Origin of the sequence: Candidatus Desulfofervidus auxilii (assembly GCF_001577525.1) — a bacterium.
Lineage (GTDB): Bacteria > Desulfobacterota > Desulfofervidia > Desulfofervidales > Desulfofervidaceae > Desulfofervidus > Desulfofervidus auxilii.
In genome coordinates, this window is sequence record NZ_CP013015.1 from 1,985,959 (window position 1) to 2,001,901 (window position 15,943).

At 37.6% G+C, this 15,943-nt stretch carries 13 protein-coding genes and 1 tRNA gene; 10 read left to right on the forward strand and 4 right to left on the reverse strand.

Features of this window, described 5'->3' with window-relative positions:
- The first annotated feature begins 14 nt into the window (after window positions 1-14).
- From hemC to HS1_RS09920, 5 genes are all read left to right on the forward strand, one after another.
- Window positions 15-944, forward strand: coding sequence for a hydroxymethylbilane synthase (gene hemC, locus HS1_RS09900; protein ID WP_066064733.1), 930 nt, complete (start codon window positions 15-17; stop codon window positions 942-944).
- A complete protein-coding gene (cobA, locus tag HS1_RS09905) occupies window positions 931-2,439 on the forward strand; it encodes a uroporphyrinogen-III C-methyltransferase (RefSeq protein WP_066064736.1) in 1,509 nt (502 codons plus the stop codon). The genes hemC and cobA overlap by 14 nt, the downstream gene beginning before the upstream one ends.
- A gap of 185 nt (window positions 2,440-2,624) precedes the next feature.
- Window positions 2,625-4,820 (forward strand): bifunctional alpha,alpha-trehalose-phosphate synthase (UDP-forming)/trehalose-phosphatase, encoded by a 2,196-nt coding sequence (locus tag HS1_RS09910; protein WP_066066581.1) that lies wholly within the window; start codon window positions 2,625-2,627, stop codon window positions 4,818-4,820.
- Window positions 4,810-5,481, forward strand: a complete 672-nt coding sequence (locus HS1_RS09915) for a DUF5752 family protein (protein WP_066064739.1) — start codon at window positions 4,810-4,812, stop codon at window positions 5,479-5,481. Before HS1_RS09910 ends, HS1_RS09915 begins: the two co-directional genes overlap by 11 nt.
- Window positions 5,481-6,719, forward strand: a complete 1,239-nt coding sequence (locus tag HS1_RS09920) for a glycosyltransferase (protein ID WP_066064742.1) — start codon at window positions 5,481-5,483, stop codon at window positions 6,717-6,719. Before HS1_RS09915 ends, HS1_RS09920 begins: the two co-directional genes overlap by 1 nt.
- Window positions 6,720-6,726: 7 nt before the next feature.
- On the opposite strand, the gene HS1_RS09925 is transcribed toward HS1_RS09920, so the two are convergent.
- The 4 genes from HS1_RS09925 to HS1_RS09940 form a co-directional block, all read right to left on the reverse strand.
- Complete coding sequence (locus tag HS1_RS09925) at window positions 6,727-7,992, reverse strand: M23 family metallopeptidase (RefSeq protein ID WP_172793679.1); 1,266 nt, start codon at window positions 7,990-7,992, stop codon at window positions 6,727-6,729.
- Between the two features lie 44 nt (window positions 7,993-8,036).
- Entirely contained in the window at window positions 8,037-8,960 is a 924-nt protein-coding gene (locus tag HS1_RS09930; RefSeq protein ID WP_066064748.1) for a manganese-dependent inorganic pyrophosphatase, read from the reverse strand.
- A gap of 98 nt (window positions 8,961-9,058) precedes the next feature.
- Window positions 9,059-11,425 carry an ATP-dependent DNA helicase RecG gene (recG, locus tag HS1_RS09935; protein WP_082757785.1) on the reverse strand — a complete coding sequence of 789 codons (2,367 nt, stop codon included), beginning with the start codon at window positions 11,423-11,425 and terminating at the stop codon, window positions 9,059-9,061.
- Window positions 11,421-12,080, reverse strand: a complete 660-nt coding sequence (locus HS1_RS09940) for a hypothetical protein (protein ID WP_066064754.1) — start codon at window positions 12,078-12,080, stop codon at window positions 11,421-11,423. Before HS1_RS09940 ends, recG begins: the two co-directional genes overlap by 5 nt.
- A gap of 103 nt (window positions 12,081-12,183) precedes the next feature.
- Here HS1_RS09940 and deoC point away from each other — a divergent pair, with 103 nt between their 5' ends.
- The 5 genes from deoC (at window position 12,184) to nusA (ending at window position 15,925) form a co-directional block, all read left to right on the forward strand.
- Complete coding sequence (gene deoC, locus HS1_RS09945) at window positions 12,184-12,876, forward strand: deoxyribose-phosphate aldolase (protein WP_066064757.1); 693 nt, start codon at window positions 12,184-12,186, stop codon at window positions 12,874-12,876.
- A 461-nt stretch (window positions 12,877-13,337) separates the two neighbouring features.
- Complete coding sequence (locus tag HS1_RS09950) at window positions 13,338-13,955, forward strand: MarC family protein (RefSeq protein WP_066064760.1); 618 nt, start codon at window positions 13,338-13,340, stop codon at window positions 13,953-13,955.
- Between the two features lie 81 nt (window positions 13,956-14,036).
- Window positions 14,037-14,111, forward strand: a tRNA-Gly gene (locus HS1_RS09955).
- 53 nt (window positions 14,112-14,164) lie between these two features.
- Window positions 14,165-14,632, forward strand: coding sequence for a ribosome maturation factor RimP (locus HS1_RS09960; RefSeq protein WP_245669970.1), 468 nt, complete (start codon window positions 14,165-14,167; stop codon window positions 14,630-14,632).
- Between the two features lie 15 nt (window positions 14,633-14,647).
- A complete protein-coding gene (gene nusA / locus HS1_RS09965; protein ID WP_066064764.1) occupies window positions 14,648-15,925 on the forward strand; it encodes a transcription termination factor NusA in 1,278 nt (425 codons plus the stop codon).
- The last annotated feature ends 18 nt before the right edge of the window (window positions 15,926-15,943 follow it).

A 15,943-nucleotide genomic window follows, 5' to 3' on the forward strand; every position in this document is an offset into this window, starting at 1 on the left:
TTAGGAGGCTCTGGATGGGCCTCAAAAAGGTGCGTGTAGGCAGTCGCGGCAGTGGCTTGGCCTTAAAACAAACTCAAGATGTTATTAATCAATTAAAAGTTTTTTATCCTGAAATAGAGTTTGAGGTCAAAATTATTAAAACTAAAGGAGATAAAATACTAGATGCCCCTTTGGCCAAAATAGGGGGAAAAGGTCTATTTGTCAAAGAAATCGAAGAAGCCCTTCAAAAAGGAGAAATAGACCTAGCTATACATAGTTTAAAAGATATGCCTACTTTTTTACCTGAAGGATTATGTCTAGGTGCAATTCCTCAAAGGGAAGACCCCAGAGATGCGGTAATTACTCAAGATAATACTTCGTTTTCACAACTTCCTTTAAATGCCATTATTGGGACTAGTAGTCTGAGAAGACAAGCCCAATTGCTCCATTTAAATCCTGATTTTAAAATAGTGCCCTTACGAGGAAATGTAGATACCAGAATTAAAAAATTAAGACACCAAGGTTTGGATGCTATAATTTTAGCCAGTGCGGGATTAAAACGCATGGGTATGGCAGACCAGATTACAGAATGTCTTTCTCCAGAAGTTATGCTTCCTGCTATTGGGCAAGGGGCCTTAGGTGTAGAAATTAGGAAAGAAAGGATATGGCAAGACTTTGTTGCTCCTCTAAATCATTTACCTACAGCCATAGCAGTCAGCGCAGAGAGGGCATTCTTAGCTAGATTAGAAGGAGGTTGTCAGGTGCCTATTGCTGCTTATGCAGTGCTTAATGGAAGTGAAATAGAGATTAAAGGGCTGGTAGCGGATGTAAAAGGTCAACGGTTTTTTAAGCATACTTTAAGAGGTTCAAAAGAATTGGCTGTTGCATTAGGAGAGCAGTTAGCAGAGATTCTTTTAAACCAGGGTGCAAAGGAGGTTTTGGACGAGGTTTATGCAAAAAGCTAAAGTTTATTTAGTAGGGGCAGGGCCAGGAGACCCAGGATTGCTTACCTTAAAGGCCAAAAATCTTTTGGAAACAGCAGATGTGGTTGTCTATGACTATCTTGCCTATTCTGAGCTTTTAGATTATGCCCAAGGAGCAGAGAAGATTTATGTGGGAAAGACTGCGGGTTGTCACACCCTTTCCCAAGAAGAAATCAATCAATTGCTTATTAAGAAAGCCAAAGAAGGTAAAATGGTGATCCGGCTGAAAGGAGGTGACCCTTTTATCTTTGGACGCGGGGGTGAAGAAGCCCAAGTTTTGATAAAAGAAAAAATTTCCTTTGAAATAGTGCCAGGTGTGAGTTCAGCTATTGCTGTGCCTGCTTATGCCGGTATTCCTCTTACCCATAGGGCCTATGCTTCTTCTGTGGCTTTTATTACTGGTCACGAAGACCCTACTAAAGTTGATTCTGCTATCAATTGGGAAAAATTGGCTACAGGGGTAGATACACTAGTTTTTTTAATGGGGGTAGGTCGTTTGCCTCAGATTGTGGAGCAGCTTTTGCGTTATGGTCGTTCACCCGAAGAACCAGTAGCTATCATTCGTTGGGGAACACTACCTGAGCAGCAAACCATAGTGGGTAAATTAGCCAATATTACAAAACTGGCAGAAAAAGAGGGGATAAAACCACCTGCTATCATAGTTATTGGTGAGGTAGTAAAACTGAGAGAGACCCTTAATTGGTGGGAGAAAAAACCTTTATTTGGGAAAAGAATTTTGATTACTAGAACTTTAGGACAAGCAGGTGAAATGGCAAGGGAGTTACAGGCATTGGGAGGCAGATGTCATATTTTTCCTACTATTGAAATTGTCCCTCCTACAGATTATGCACTTTTAGATAAGGCCATTGTTCACTTAAATGAATATGATTGGTGCCTATTTACCAGTGTGAATGGAGTTAAGTATTTTCGTAAACGTTTAGAACAACTGGATAAAGATGTGCGGGCATTAGGGTCAGTAAAGATTGGGGTAATTGGTGAAAAGACTGCTTTAGCCTTGCAAGATTGGGGAATAAAACCTGACCTTATGCCTCAAGAGTTCCGGGCTGAGGCCTTGGCTGAAGCGCTGAAAAACCAAGGTATAAACGGAAAGAAAGTTTTATTAGCTCGGGCAGAGAAAGCTAGAGATATTTTACCAGAGACACTTAAATCTGCTGGGGCAGAAGTAGATATAATACCAGTTTATCGCACAGTTTTACCTAAGGCAAACAAAGACAAATTGAAAGAAATTTTGGACAAAAGGTTAGATATCGTTGTATTTACCAGCTCTTCTACCGTTAAACATTTAGCAGAAATGGTTAGTCCTGAACCATTAGGAACAATGCTTCAGGGTGTAACTATTGCCTGTATTGGGCCGATTACTGCTCAGACTGCCAAGGAACTAGGTTTGAAAGTAACTATTATGCCTAAGACTTACACTATAAAGGCCTTGGTAGAAGCCATTGTTTCTTTCACATAAATTGCTTTAAACCATATTTTCCCAAAATCCGTAATAACTTTAAAAGAAAACCCACAAACTTGCCTGTCCTCTCCTGCCATCGGGCAGGCCTGCCTGACGGCAGGCAGGTTGGATTTTATCCAAAAATCAATCGCGGATTTTGGGTTTTCTTGTCTTTATTCATTAAATATGATAATTTAAAAGATGTGAACAAACTGGTATTTGTTTCTAACAGGTTACCTTTTACTATAGTAAAAAGAAAAGGCAGTTTCCATCTTCAGCCAAGTGCAGGCGGACTGGCTACAGGTTTAAGTTCCTTTTATAAAGCATATCAAGCTATATGGGTAGGATGGTCAGGCGTTGCTAAAGAAAAGATAAAAGGGAGCGAAAGAGAAAAATTTGAAAAAAGATTAAAAGCTGAAAATTGTTATCCTGTATTTCTTTCTCAATCTGATATAGAAAATTTTTATCATGGTTTTTGTAATAAAACTATTTGGCCACTTTTTCACTATTTTCCCCTGTATACAGTCCATAGCAAAAGATTGTGGGAGGCTTATAAACGGGTAAATGAAATCTTTTGTGATGAAGTGGCAAAAGTGGCCCAAGAGGATGACATAATTTGGATACACGATTATCATTTAATGTTATTGCCCCAATTTTTGAGAGATAGGTTTCCAGAAGCAACCATAGCATTTTTCCTTCATATTCCCTTTCCATCCTTTGAAATTTTTCGTCTGCTTCCCTGGCGGAGGGAAATTTTAAGAGGTCTGTTGGGGGCAGACCTTATAGGCTTCCACACTTATGACTATGTCCGCCATTTTTTAGAAAGTGCTAGTTCTTTGATAGGTTGTGAACATAGTTTTGGACATATTACTGCCGAAAATAGGGTGATAAGAGTAGATGCATTCCCCATGGGTATTGATTATCAACGTTTTGCCAGGGCAGCAAAAAACCCCAAGGTAAAGCAAGAAATTCAAAGGATTCGCCACATTGTTAAGACGCGAAATATGGTTTTATCCGTTGACCGTTTGGATTATACTAAAGGTATACCTCAAAGACTGGAGGCATTTGACCTTTTTTTAGAAAAAAACCCAAAATATAAAGAAAAAATTACTCTGGTGCTGGTAGCTGTGCCATCTCGGACAAATGTAGAGCAATATAAGTTGTTAAAAGCGGAGTTAGATGAGCTTGTAGGTAAGATTAACGGGAAACATGGGACTATCGGCTGGATACCTGTTTGGTATCTTTATCGTTGTTTATCCTTTACCAGTTTAGTTGCCTTGTATAATATTGCTGATGTTGCCTTAATTACTCCATTAAGGGATGGGATGAACTTGATAGCAAAGGAGTTTATTGCTTCTAAAATGGATGACCGTGGTGTATTGATTCTCAGCGAAATGGCTGGAGCAGCAAAGGAGTTGGGAGAGGCTATTATTATAAACCCTAATAATAAAGAGAGAATTGTAAATGCCTTAAAAGAGGCATTGGAAATGAAAGAAGAAGAACAAATAGAACGAAACAAGATAATGCGGAGGAGATTACAGAGGTATAATGTAGTAAGGTGGGCAAATGATTTTATGGATAGGCTTTCTTATGTTAAAAAAATACAACAGGAATTATTAGTGAGAAAATTCACTCCAGTTATAAAAGAGAACTTAATTAGAGACTATTTAAAAGCTGATAAACGTCTTATATTACTAGATTATGATGGAACCTTAATTTCCTTCGCTGAGAAGCCAGAGAGGGCAAGTCCTGATGCCCAAATTTTAAAAACTCTTGAAATGTTGACCAAAATCCCAGGAAATAAAGTAGTAATTATAAGTGGAAGAGATAAAGAAACATTGGAGAAATGGTTTGGGCATCTAAAGCTGGGACTGATTGCTGAACATGGTGTATGGGTTAGAGAAAAAGAGTGGGAGATGCTAGAGCCTTTGAGAAATGATTGGAAGGAAGAAATAAGACCCATTCTTGAACTTTATGTAGATAGGACACCTGGTTCCTTTATTGAAGAAAAGGAGTTTTCGCTAGTTTGGCATTATCGGAAGGCAGACCCCGAGTTGGCTCAATTGCGAGCTAGAGAATTAAGGGATGCCCTTTTACATATTACAGGTAATTTTAATTTAGGGGTTTTAGAAGGAAATAAGGTAATGGAAGTTAAAAATGCAGGTATAAATAAAGGAAAAGCAGCCTTAAAATGGGTTTCAAAAGAAAAATGGGACTTTATTCTGGCTATTGGAGATGATTGGACAGATGAAGATGTTTTTAGTATCTTACCTCCATGGGCTTACTCTATTAAAGTGGGTTTAAGTCCCTCAAAAGCCAGGTTTAATATAGGTTCTTTATATGAAGTAAGGTCTTTATTAAAAACATTGGGTGAAAAAGAAATATCTCATGAACAATAAAGAACCTAAAATTCAGCCTTTTGCTGTAAAAGATTGTGCCTTAATTGCCATTGCTACTGGGATTCAGGCATATAATTTGAGAGAATTAAAAGATAAACTGACTAATATTCACCCAGGAAGTATTTACTATCACTTTTGGGGCAGTCTTTTGTTTCCCCGTTTTGAAGAGCCAGAATTTATTAATGACTTTGCTGCCTGGGCGTATTATTCTCTTCATGACCAGGCTTTAGCCGAGAGACTGGCGGTTATTGATCCTACGAAATTTGCTGATATAGAGGAATTGCGTCAAGAATTAATAGAAGAGATAGAAGAAAGACTTTATGAAAGTGAGATTGTTCCATGGGCAAGGCCAGGTGAACAATTTCATTTTAAACGCTCACAAATTGTGGTATTTGACACTTCTAAGCGTATTACAGAACCAAAAGAACTTTCAACTGTTTTACCCACTTTCACCGAAGGTAGTGTTTTCTATCACTTTATAGATGCTAGAAGACGCACATCAGGAGGAGAAGATGATTTTCGGGCTTGGCTTGTTGGCTTTGGGGATACATACACTGATTTGTGTCATCTAATTGCTAATATCGATCCCTATTTTACTACTTTAGCAGAACTGCGGTGCAAACTTTCAGATTTATTTCAGACTTACTTTAGAGAGAGATAATGGGAAAGCTTGAGTTTTATGCCGATATTGTTGGTCATGACGTTATAGACCATCTTTATCAATTATCTAGTTTGTTAAAGAATATCAAGGTCATCCATGTCAACTCTACCCGCAAAGGAGGAGGAGTTGCAGAAATTCTGGAAAAATTAGTTCCCCTTAGCCAAGAATTGGGAATTGATACCAAGTGGGAAGTGATAACTGGGAATGAAAGATTCTTCCATTGCACAAAAAGTATGCATAATGCCCTTCAGGGGAACCCGTTAGACATTCCAAATGGGCTTTTAAAGGTATACGAAGAAACAAATGCCCAAAATGCAGAAAAACTATGTCCAGCACTTGAAGAAGCAGATGTAGTATTTATTCACGACCCCCAACCTGCTCCTTTATTAAAATTTTGTCCCAAACGCAAGGGTAAATGGGTGTGGCGTTGTCATATAGATATTAGTCGTCCTTATCGGCCTGTATGGAAATATCTTAGGGATTTCATTAAAGACTATGATGCCAGTATTTTCCATCTTGCAGATTTTGCTCAGCCATTGCCACATCCTTTATATCTTATTCCTCCAAGTATTGACCCGCTAAGTGAGAAAAATAAGGAGCTAGAAGAGGAAAAAGTCCATTCTATTTACGAGAAATTTAACATAAATCCTGAATTGCCCACTATTGTTCAAGTTTCTCGCTTTGATCGCTTTAAAGATCCTCTAGGAGTAATTCGGGCTTATAGACTGGCAAAGGAGTTTATTCCATCCTTACAGTTGATACTTGCTGGAGGGGGAGCGGCAGATGACCCAGAAACTGAGATTGTCTTAGCAGAAGTAAAAGAGGTAGCAAGTGGGGATCCAAATATTCATGTTTTATTTTTGCCTCCAGGGTCTGACCGCATTATAAATGCTATTCAACGAGGGGCTGATATTATTTTACAAAAATCTATTCGTGAGGGTTTTGGTCTTACTGTGACCGAAGGCATGTGGAAGGGCAAACCAGTTATTGGTGGTAATACAGGTGGGATTAGACTTCAAGTGATTAACCATCATACAGGTTTCTTAGTGAATACTCCAGAAGGAGCCGCCTTGCGTATTCATTATCTTTTTCACTATCGTGATCAGCTTCAAACCATGGGGAAAAAAGCAAGAGAATTTGTTAGGAGAAATTTCCTCATAACCCGACATTTAAGAGATTATCTTACTTTTATGGTGAGTATTATCTATAATGTAGAAGAACGTATTGAGTTAGGATAATATTCTTTTAGCCTTTCCAAACATCGTCAGGTTTTAATCTTACTTGGAAAGTAGGTGTTTCTAACAGCTTTTGGTAATAAGCTATTTGTTTTTTAAAACTGAGATATAGTCTTTTTGGTAAAGGTGAGGCAGGGGGAGCGCTAAATTTCAAATAATTGATAAATCTATTGCCAACCAAGAACCGAAAGTCTAAGTGGGGTCCAGTGGCCAGTCCGGTCATTCCTACATAACCAATAACCTGACCTTGTTTCACCCAACTCCCTCTTTTTAGTCCTTTAGCAAAACGACTTAAATGGCCATAAGTGCTGGAATAACGATGGTTATGTCTAATTTTGATAAATTTACCATAATCTCCTTTCCAACCTATATAAACGATTTTGCCATCTGCTATGGATTCCACAGGGGTGCCTGTAGGAGCCGCATAATCTATCCCTAAATGAGGACGCACAATTCCTAAAATTGGATGCCGCCGATGATAAGAAAAACCAGAACTAATCCGCTTATAGCGTAAGGGGGCCTTGAGGAAGGCCTTTTGTAAAGGTCTCCCTTTAGAATCGTAATAACTGCCTTTACCAGGAGATGTTTCAAAATAATAGGCCTCAAAGCATCTACCTTGATTCACAAATTTGGCGGCTAGGATACGACCATAGCGTGAAAATTGACCATTGACATAGATTTTTTCATATATAAATTGATATTTATCACCTGGTCTTAGGTCTGTAAAAAAATTTATGTCCCAGCAAAAGATGTCTGCAAGCTCAAGGATTAGTTGAGGATTAATATTATGACTTAATGCAGATAAATATAAATTTGTTGTGATTTCTCCTTTAGCACTGGCTAAAAATACATGGCAGGGAATAGTTTGAATAAGACTCTTTATGCCAAAGGGTGTGATAAAAAAAATATATCTTTTCTCAGGAGAACTTGAAAATGTGAGTTCTTTCAAATTGTTTTGAAAGAAGGTGAGGTATAATTTGTCATTTGGTCTTATTTTATTTATTGCCACTAGTTTTTTTAAATTTTTTACTAATTCCTGGGTAAGATTGGGATGAATTTTGTATTTGTTTATAAGGACTTGGTAAATACTCTCATTCTTCCTAAAAGTATGTTCAATGTTCCTCTCTTGTAAAATTATGTCTTGCTTCCAATTGAGGTAATCAAAGGCAGGGAGAGATTTCAGGGCCCCTTGAGAAGTCTTTGCTCTAAGATAAACAAAGAACGTAAAAGATAACAATAAAAAAATAATCCATTTTTCCTTTCTTAGGTAATCCATTTTTAAAGGAAAAGGGACAGGCATTGCACTGTCCCTTTTATTATTTATATCTCAGCAAAGGCTTTTTCTAAAGGAGGAACAAGTTGTTTTTTACGGCTCATCACTTTTTCTAGCCATACAGACTTCCCTTCTAAGGGAATACCAAAGGCCTTTTCCACTACACTCGGCTCATCAGTCACTACCAACAACTCGGTCGCTTCTTTCATTATATCGGTTAACATGAGAAATACACTGTGCCTTCCTTCTTCTTTTACCTTTTTTAGTTCTTCATAAAGGTCGTCTTTTATGTCGGCCAATAGAGATAGATCTACTACTTCTAGTTGTGCTGCCCCCACTTTTTTGCCTGACATTACATAATCTTTAAAGTCTCTAAAGATTAATTCTCTAGGCGTTTTGCCAGCAACCGCTGATTTGGCCTTGAACATTTCCATGGCATAGGCTTCTATATCTGCAATGCCTGCAATTTCTGCCAATTCCTTGGCCCTCTCTTTATCTTCATCAGTGGTAGTAACTGATTTAAACATTACAGTATCACTTAAAATCGCCGATAACATAATTCCGGCGATTTCCTTAGGAATTTCTATCCCTAAGTAATCATAAAGTTTCTTTACTACAGTGCAAGTGCAACCCACAGGCATAGATAAGAAAAAGATAGGATTGGGTGTGGTTAAATCTCCAAGCTTATGATGGTCTACAATTTCTACAATTTCGCCTTTATCCATATTATCAGGGCTTTGAGTGGTTTCGCTGTGGTCCACAATAATAAACTTTTTCCCCGTTGCATCTGTCATCAGTTCTGGTACTGGAATTCCAAATTTATTCAAAACAAATTCAGTTTCAGGATTCAAATCACCTAACCGCACAGCTACTGCATCCATACCCCGTTTCTTCTTTAAGTGAGCATAAGCAATAGCAGCACATATGGCATCCGTGTCGGGACTTTTGTGACCTGCGACATATACTGGCATTTTTCCCTCCTTAAAATTTTATTTTCAAAAACTTTAAAATCACGCTTTTTTAACACGGAATATATAGATTGTCAAGTTTTTCCTTCACAAAACATATTTCATCCCACCATCCCCAGTTTTAGTTTTTCTCCCCAGTAATGCCTGAGGTATGATGCTAAATATTTATATTCTGAAGACTGAAGTTCAGGGTCAGTGGCTATGATATGAAAAGCAGCTTCTCTAGCCTGTTTTAAGATTTCTATGTCTTTAATCATATCAGCAAAGCGAAGTTCGGGAAAACCAGCTTGTTTGGTACCTAGAATTTCTCCTGGTCCCCGCAGCCGCAGATCTGCCTCAGCAATCTTAAAACCATCATTTGTTTCTATAATGGCCTTTAAGCGCTGTTTGGCCAATGAAGTAATTTTTTCTGGTGTAAGTAAAAGGCAATAGGCTTGGTCTGTCCCCCGGCCTACTCGTCCCCTTAATTGATGCAATTGAGCTAGCCCAAATCTCTCAGCATGTTCAATGACCATTACACTGGCTTGAGGCACATCCACTCCTACCTCAATCACAGTAGTGGCTACTAATATGTCAATGCTCCCAGTGCGAAAGAGGGTCATTATTTCTTGTTTTTCCTCTGCTTTCATCCGACCATGCAAAAGGGCAAGTTTATATTGACTAAAGCGCTTTTTTAAAGTTTCATACATAGTAGTAGCTGCCTTTAACTCCAATATTTCTGATTCTTCTATAAGGGGATAGACAATATAAACCTGAACACCTTCACGGAGTTTTTCTTCCAGAAACCGATATACTTGCTCTCGGTCTTTTTCCCAGAAGTGCATCGTTTCTACTGGTTTTCGCCCAGGTGGCATTTCGTCCAGGATAGAAATATCTAAGTCACCATATAAGGTCATGGCTAAGGTGCGAGGGATAGGGGTAGCAGTCATCACCAATACATCTGGGGTAACACCTTTTGCTACTAATGTAGCCCGTTGAGCCACCCCAAAGCGGTGTTGTTCATCAATAATAACCAGGCCCAAACGCTGAAATTCCACTCCTTCCTGGATTAAAGCATGAGTACCTATGACCAGTTGATATCTACCTTTTAAAATGCCTTCATAAATTGCCTGTTTTTCCTTGGATTTTAGTTGGCTAGTAAGGAGCGCCAATTTTATAGGGAGGTTTTTTAACAATCTTTGAGCATTTTCAAAGTGCTGTTCAGCCAGGATTTCTGTTGGGGCCATGATGGCTACTTGGTATCCGGATTCAATGGCGATAAGTGTGGCTAATAAGGCCAAGATGGTTTTTCCACTGCCTACATCTCCCTGCAAAAGACGATGCATAGGACGGGAAGAAGCCATATTTTGTTTAATTTCTTCAAAGACTCGCTTTTGTCCATTAGTCAAAATAAAAGGAAGACTTTTTAAAAACGGCTCTATATATAAATAAGATGGCTTAAGTGAGATGCCCTGTTTCTGAGAATATGCCTTGCGTTTAATGGCTAGACCCAACTCCAAACAGAAAAAATCAATAAATTTTAAGGTCCGGTGGTAAGGGGAAGTATCCTGGTTAAGTTCCCTAACAGAAACATTTGCTGGAGGATGATGAAGGTGAAAAACTGCTTCCCATAAAGGAGATAATTTGTATCTTTGACGCAAGCTTAATGGTAACGGACATCCCAGAAAATGGACATATTTTAGAATAATCCTTTGCATTAAATTCCGCGTCTGTTTAGGGTATATTCCATCTATTTCAGGATATACAGGCACAATCTCTAGTTTTATTTCTCTATCCCAACTTACATCGGGATGATGTATAACTTTTTCCCAACCATAGTGACGCACTAAACCACTAAATGTAACTTCCCGTCCAGGTTTAAATTCAGCCTGCATATATTTTAGTTGATAATTAAACCACACCCCTGCCAGTTGTCCTGTGCCATCACTAATAACTACTTTATATAACTTACGTCTTCCCTGTTTTACTGGCAAAACACCACTAACTATGATTTTCCCTCGGACGACCACAGTCTGGTTTGGTTGGATGTCTTTTATGTATTTAAAGTGACGATGGTCTTCATAATGAGTAGGCAGAAAATAAAGCAAGTCTTCCAGAGTAAAAATTCCTTTCTTTTTGAAAATTTTTCGCCACTTAGGAGTAAGCAGAGGGATATTTTCCAAGGAACTGAGTAATATTTCCCACTGAGGTGAAGGATGGATAAGGTATTGAATAAGGGAAATGGCCTTCTCAATTTTTTTTCTTTTTTCTTTGTCTGGAGCATGGTCAAAACCCCGGATAACCTGATTTAAGTGCTTCAAAATTTCTTGTTGCCAGGGGGCAGAGGAAGGAACAAGTTTTTGGGTTAAAGTATTCACAAAGGTTTCTAAGAACTTAATTTTATTTAAGGCCGCATAATTATTTTTTTGGGCCAGTAAAAAGGGACGTAAAAGGGTATTATAATTGGAGTGGTAATGGTTGTCTCTAATTTTTTTCTCCTATCAATTGGGTAATGGTCTTGGGTGTAAATGGTCCACCCCGAACACCCTCAAATTTGACAAAGACCCCATCATTTTTTCTAAACCAGTAATATGAATGCCAAAACATAGATAGCCATCCTTTTAAAGTAACCTTAATTTTAACAGTATGGTATTTTTTATTACCTATTTTTATTTCCTCTTCGCCTTCCTTATTTGCTATCATTTTGTGAAAACTGAAATCCCTGGGGCATATAATGCCAAAAAGCTTTGATTTTTGTTTACTTTTTACCAAACTCAAAAATCCAAATTCAGGAGTTTGAATCCAGGGAGTTTTGTCAATCTTCAGTATCCTTTGTTTTTTCTTTCCATTTTTTTCTAAATGAACCGTGATGGTATTTTCTTTTCTTACTGCTACAAATCTATTATTTTTTTTAATTACGCTCCACTTTAGGGTTGAGCCATCTTTTTTATGCAAAAGAAACAAACGATTTTCTCCAGGCTTTATAGCCTGAATGAGGATTCTATCTGATGTTTCTTTGATAATCCTCCATGTAACCCTAATTTGTTTATTCTTTGTAATTTCTTTATAATGATATATTTTATGAGGATAAAGGCTAATAACCGTCAGAAAAAATCCTATAGGTAGTAAAAGAAAATTTCTCATTATTTCTTATATTACAAAATCTCTCTCAAAAGTTAAAGTTAACTACAATTGCTTCGCACTTGTTATCCTTGACACCATGGATGGAAATCTTTACCCTTTTCTTATGAAAGACATTCCCTATAATAAATATGTTGATTATGCCCTCTTAAAACCTACTGTTACACCCCAAGAAATTACTAAGGGGTGTAAGGAAGCTATAAAGCATGAGTTTATGTCCTTTTTTGTCCCCCCTGGATATGTTAATTTAGCTGTTCATAATTTAAAAAACACTTCTGTAAAGGTAGGGACGGTAATTGGTTTTCCTATGGGTTATACCGATTCTAAGACCAAAATCTATGAAGCTCAACAGGCGGTTAAAAATGGTGCCCATGAATTGGATATAGTCATTCAAATTGGCTGGGCCAAGGCAGGTGAGTATAATAAAGTGACAGAAGAGATAATAAGTCTAAGAAAAAATCTTCCTGGAGATGTGATATTAAAAGCCATTTTAGAATTGGCCTATTTTTCTCCTTCTGAAAAAGAGAACCTAATTTTGGCTCTAAAAGACACTCCAGTGGCATTTTTGAAGACTTCAACGGGTTTTGGTCCTGGTGGGGCAACAATAAAGGATATTAAACTCATGAAAAGGCTACTAGGAAGAGAAAAAGGTATTAAGGCAGCAGGGGGTATAAAAGATGCCGCCACTTTTATCCAAATGATAAATGCCGGTGCCACCCGTATTGGGACCAGTAGTGGACCTTTAATTATACAAGAGTTAAGCGCAATGGCTCAATGCAGAATGCAGAATGCAAATTGAAAAATGCAAAATCCCCTTCTGTTAAATTGGAACGTTAGCACGTTTACACGTTTGCACGTTAGAATTGGGAATTAGGAACTGGGAATTGGGAATTTCTATTTTCTGTTTCCCGTTTCCCTTTCCTTCTTTCCTTCTTTATGCGCGTTAACACGTTTACACATTGACACGTTTACATGTTAGAATTGGGAACTGGGAATTTCTGTTTTCCGTTTTCTATTTTCTTAACTGTATTTTGTAGGTTAGACCCCCATTCCACTACATTTGGCTATTTCATTCCCTCACTATTTCACTACTCACTGATTTAATGTTTTGGCATTTTGGCATTTGGATTTTGAAATTTGGATTTTTTAGTTTTTGTTAAATTACTTATGGCCTGACTTTGACGTAGTCCTGTCATCAATTTTTATACCAAGTTTATAAATTTATTGCCAAACATAGATTTGTTCTATAGAATATAAAAAATGGAAGTAGCATTTATAATAAAGGTCTTTGTTTCCATATTTATTATTGTTGATCCTATTGGACTTATTCCAGGATTTATTGCTCTTACTGCTTCTTATTCTCAATCAAAAATAAAGACTACTGTGTGGGAAACTACTTTAACCCTTATTTTAGTACTCACAGTTTTTACTCTTTTTGGCAACGACATTCTTAACTTTTTTGGTATTACCATCCCTGCTTTTAGAATTGCTGGCGGGATAATTATTTTTATGATTGCTTGGCAAATGCTTCAAGCTAAACAAACAAGATTAAAAATATCTCCTGAAGAAGAGGTATATAGTAAGGAACAAGAAAAAATTGGTATTGTTCCCCTGGGTATTCCTATGCTGGCTGGACCAGGCGCTATTACTACGGTAATTGTCCTTAGTGGAGAAAAACAAATCCTTGCCAAATTTATAATTTTAGGGAGTGTCTTGGCTACTGCCTTCCTCACCTATTTCATTCTCCTATTTGCTAAACGTTTTTCTGATTGGCTGGGACCTACTGGTTTGTATATCTTTACCCGTTTGATGGGACTTATTCTAGCTGCTATTGCAGTCCAGTTTGTAATCGATGGGATAAGAATTCTTAGCTTTTAAGTCCCCAAAACAATATTTATGTAATATGTGCTTATCCTTAACAATTGACAACCCAAGCTCAGTGTGGTATTTTTTAAACAAGCGGGTATAACTCAGTGGTAGAGTGCGAGCTTCCCAAGCTCGTGGTCGCGGGTTCGAATCCCGTTGCCCGCTCCAAAGAGCTTGATTTTTAAAGTGGGCTTTTGCCCACTTTTTTATTAGAGGGAAAATTGAGTTTATATACGGAGAAAATTATAAAAAAGGTTAAAAAGTTAGTTATGCCGATTTTAGGAGACGAAGGCTTGGAATTAGTTGATGTTGAGTTTCAAAGAGAAAAACAAGGTTGGGTCTTACGGGTGTATATTGATAAGCCCGGGGGGGTAACTTTAGATGATTGCACAGACATAAGTTACCAATTAAGTGCTGTTTTGGATGTGGAAGACCTTATTGATACTAGTTATACGTTGGAAGTTTCTTCTCCTGGTCTTACCCGACCACTTAAAGAGCTAAGTGATTATGAAAGATATAAAGGGCAATTAGTAAAGATTAAAACTTATAAACCCATAGATGGAAAGAAGGTATTTAGAGGTAAATTGATTGGTTTAGAAAATGAAATAGTGAAAATTGAGAATGAAAAGGGAGAACACGAAATTCCTTTTAAAATTATTGCAAAGGCAAATTTAAATTTTGAGCTTTAGGAGTATTTTTAACTGATGGAGCTGAAAAGAATTATTGAACAATTAACCAAAGATAAAGGCATTGAAAAGGAGTTTTTAATAAAAACCATTGAAGAAGCAGTCTATTCAGCAGCAAGAAAAAAGTATGGTCTTCAAGCTGACATTGAGGTTGTGTATAATGAAGAAACAGGAGAGATAGAAGTTTATCTTTTTAAAACAGTGGTAGAAACACTTACCAATCCAATAAAAGAAATAATTTTGAGTGAGGCCCAAAAGCTAAACCAGGAGGTAGAACTAGGAGATAGCGTGGGGATAAAACTGAGTATGGCTGAATTTGGAAGGATAGCTGCTCAAGCGGCCAAACAGGTAATTCTCCAAAGAATGAAGGAAGCAGAAGAAGAAATTATATATGAAGAGTTCAAAGATAGGAAAGGAGAGGTAGTAAATGGAATTGTCCAACGATTAGATAAAGAAGGAGTTATAGTTAATCTGGGAAAGACAGAAGCACTTTTACCCTGGGGAGAAGTTATTCCTAATAAAGACAATTTTAAAAGAGGAGATAGATTAAGAGCCTATATCTTGGATGTAAGAAAGGAGAGTAAAATATCACAAATTATACTTTCTAGGACACACCCTGCCTTTCTCATTGCCTTGTTTACTTTAGAAGTGCCTGAAATTAGTGAAGGTATAGTTAAAATTATTAATGCAGCCCGTGAGCCTGGTAGCCGTGCAAAAATTGCCGTGACTTCGCAAGATCCGGATGTAGACCCTATTGGGGCTTGTGTGGGCATCAGGGGCTCAAGGGTTCAAAATGTGGTAAGGGAGTTAAAGGGAGAAAAAATAGATATTGTCCATTGGGATCCTGACCCAGCAAAATTTATATGCAATGCCATCGCCCCAGCAAAGGTATTAAAAGTAATTATGGATAAAGATGAACAACGTATGGAAATCATTGTCCCTGACGACCAACTTTCTCTTGCTATTGGTAGACAGGGGCAAAATGTGCGTTTAGCTTCCAAATTAACAGGATGGAAACTTGATGTCCGGAGTAAAAGCAGATATAAAGAAATACAAAGATTACAATATGAAAGTTTATTGAAAGTAGATGGAATGACCAAAGAAATTGCTGATTTATTGACCCAAAATGAAATTGTTTCTGCTGAGGAATTAGCCCAAGCTACCGTAGAAGAGTTAAAAGGGCTGGGATTTAGAGAAGATAAAGCCTTGGCATTAATTACTGCTGCCGAAAAATTTATGTCTACGCCTCAAGCGACAGAAGATGTGAAATTAGAAGCCGAAAGTGGAGAAGAATAAATTTTATCTTCAAGCCTC

Bases quoted from the DNA above. Each gene is read 5' to 3' on its own strand.
- hemC (WP_066064733.1), top strand. From the start codon at position 15: ATGGGCCTCAAAAAGGTGCGTGTAGGCAGTCGCGGCAGTGGCTTGGCC.
- cobA (WP_066064736.1), top strand. From the start codon at position 931: ATGCAAAAAGCTAAAGTTTATTTAGTAGGGGCAGGGCCAGGAGACCCA.
- HS1_RS09915 (WP_066064739.1), top strand. From the start codon at position 4,810: ATGAACAATAAAGAACCTAAAATTCAGCCTTTTGCTGTAAAAGATTGT.
- HS1_RS09920 (WP_066064742.1), top strand. From the start codon at position 5,481: ATGGGAAAGCTTGAGTTTTATGCCGATATTGTTGGTCATGACGTTATA.
- HS1_RS09925 (WP_172793679.1), bottom strand. From the start codon at position 7,992: ATGGATTACCTAAGAAAGGAAAAATGGATTATTTTTTTATTGTTATCT.
- HS1_RS09930 (WP_066064748.1), bottom strand. From the start codon at position 8,960: ATGCCAGTATATGTCGCAGGTCACAAAAGTCCCGACACGGATGCCATA.
- HS1_RS09940 (WP_066064754.1), bottom strand. From the start codon at position 12,080: ATGAGAAATTTTCTTTTACTACCTATAGGATTTTTTCTGACGGTTATT.
- deoC (WP_066064757.1), top strand. From the start codon at position 12,184: ATGAAAGACATTCCCTATAATAAATATGTTGATTATGCCCTCTTAAAA.
- HS1_RS09950 (WP_066064760.1), top strand. From the start codon at position 13,338: ATGGAAGTAGCATTTATAATAAAGGTCTTTGTTTCCATATTTATTATT.
- nusA (WP_066064764.1), top strand. From the start codon at position 14,648: ATGGAGCTGAAAAGAATTATTGAACAATTAACCAAAGATAAAGGCATT.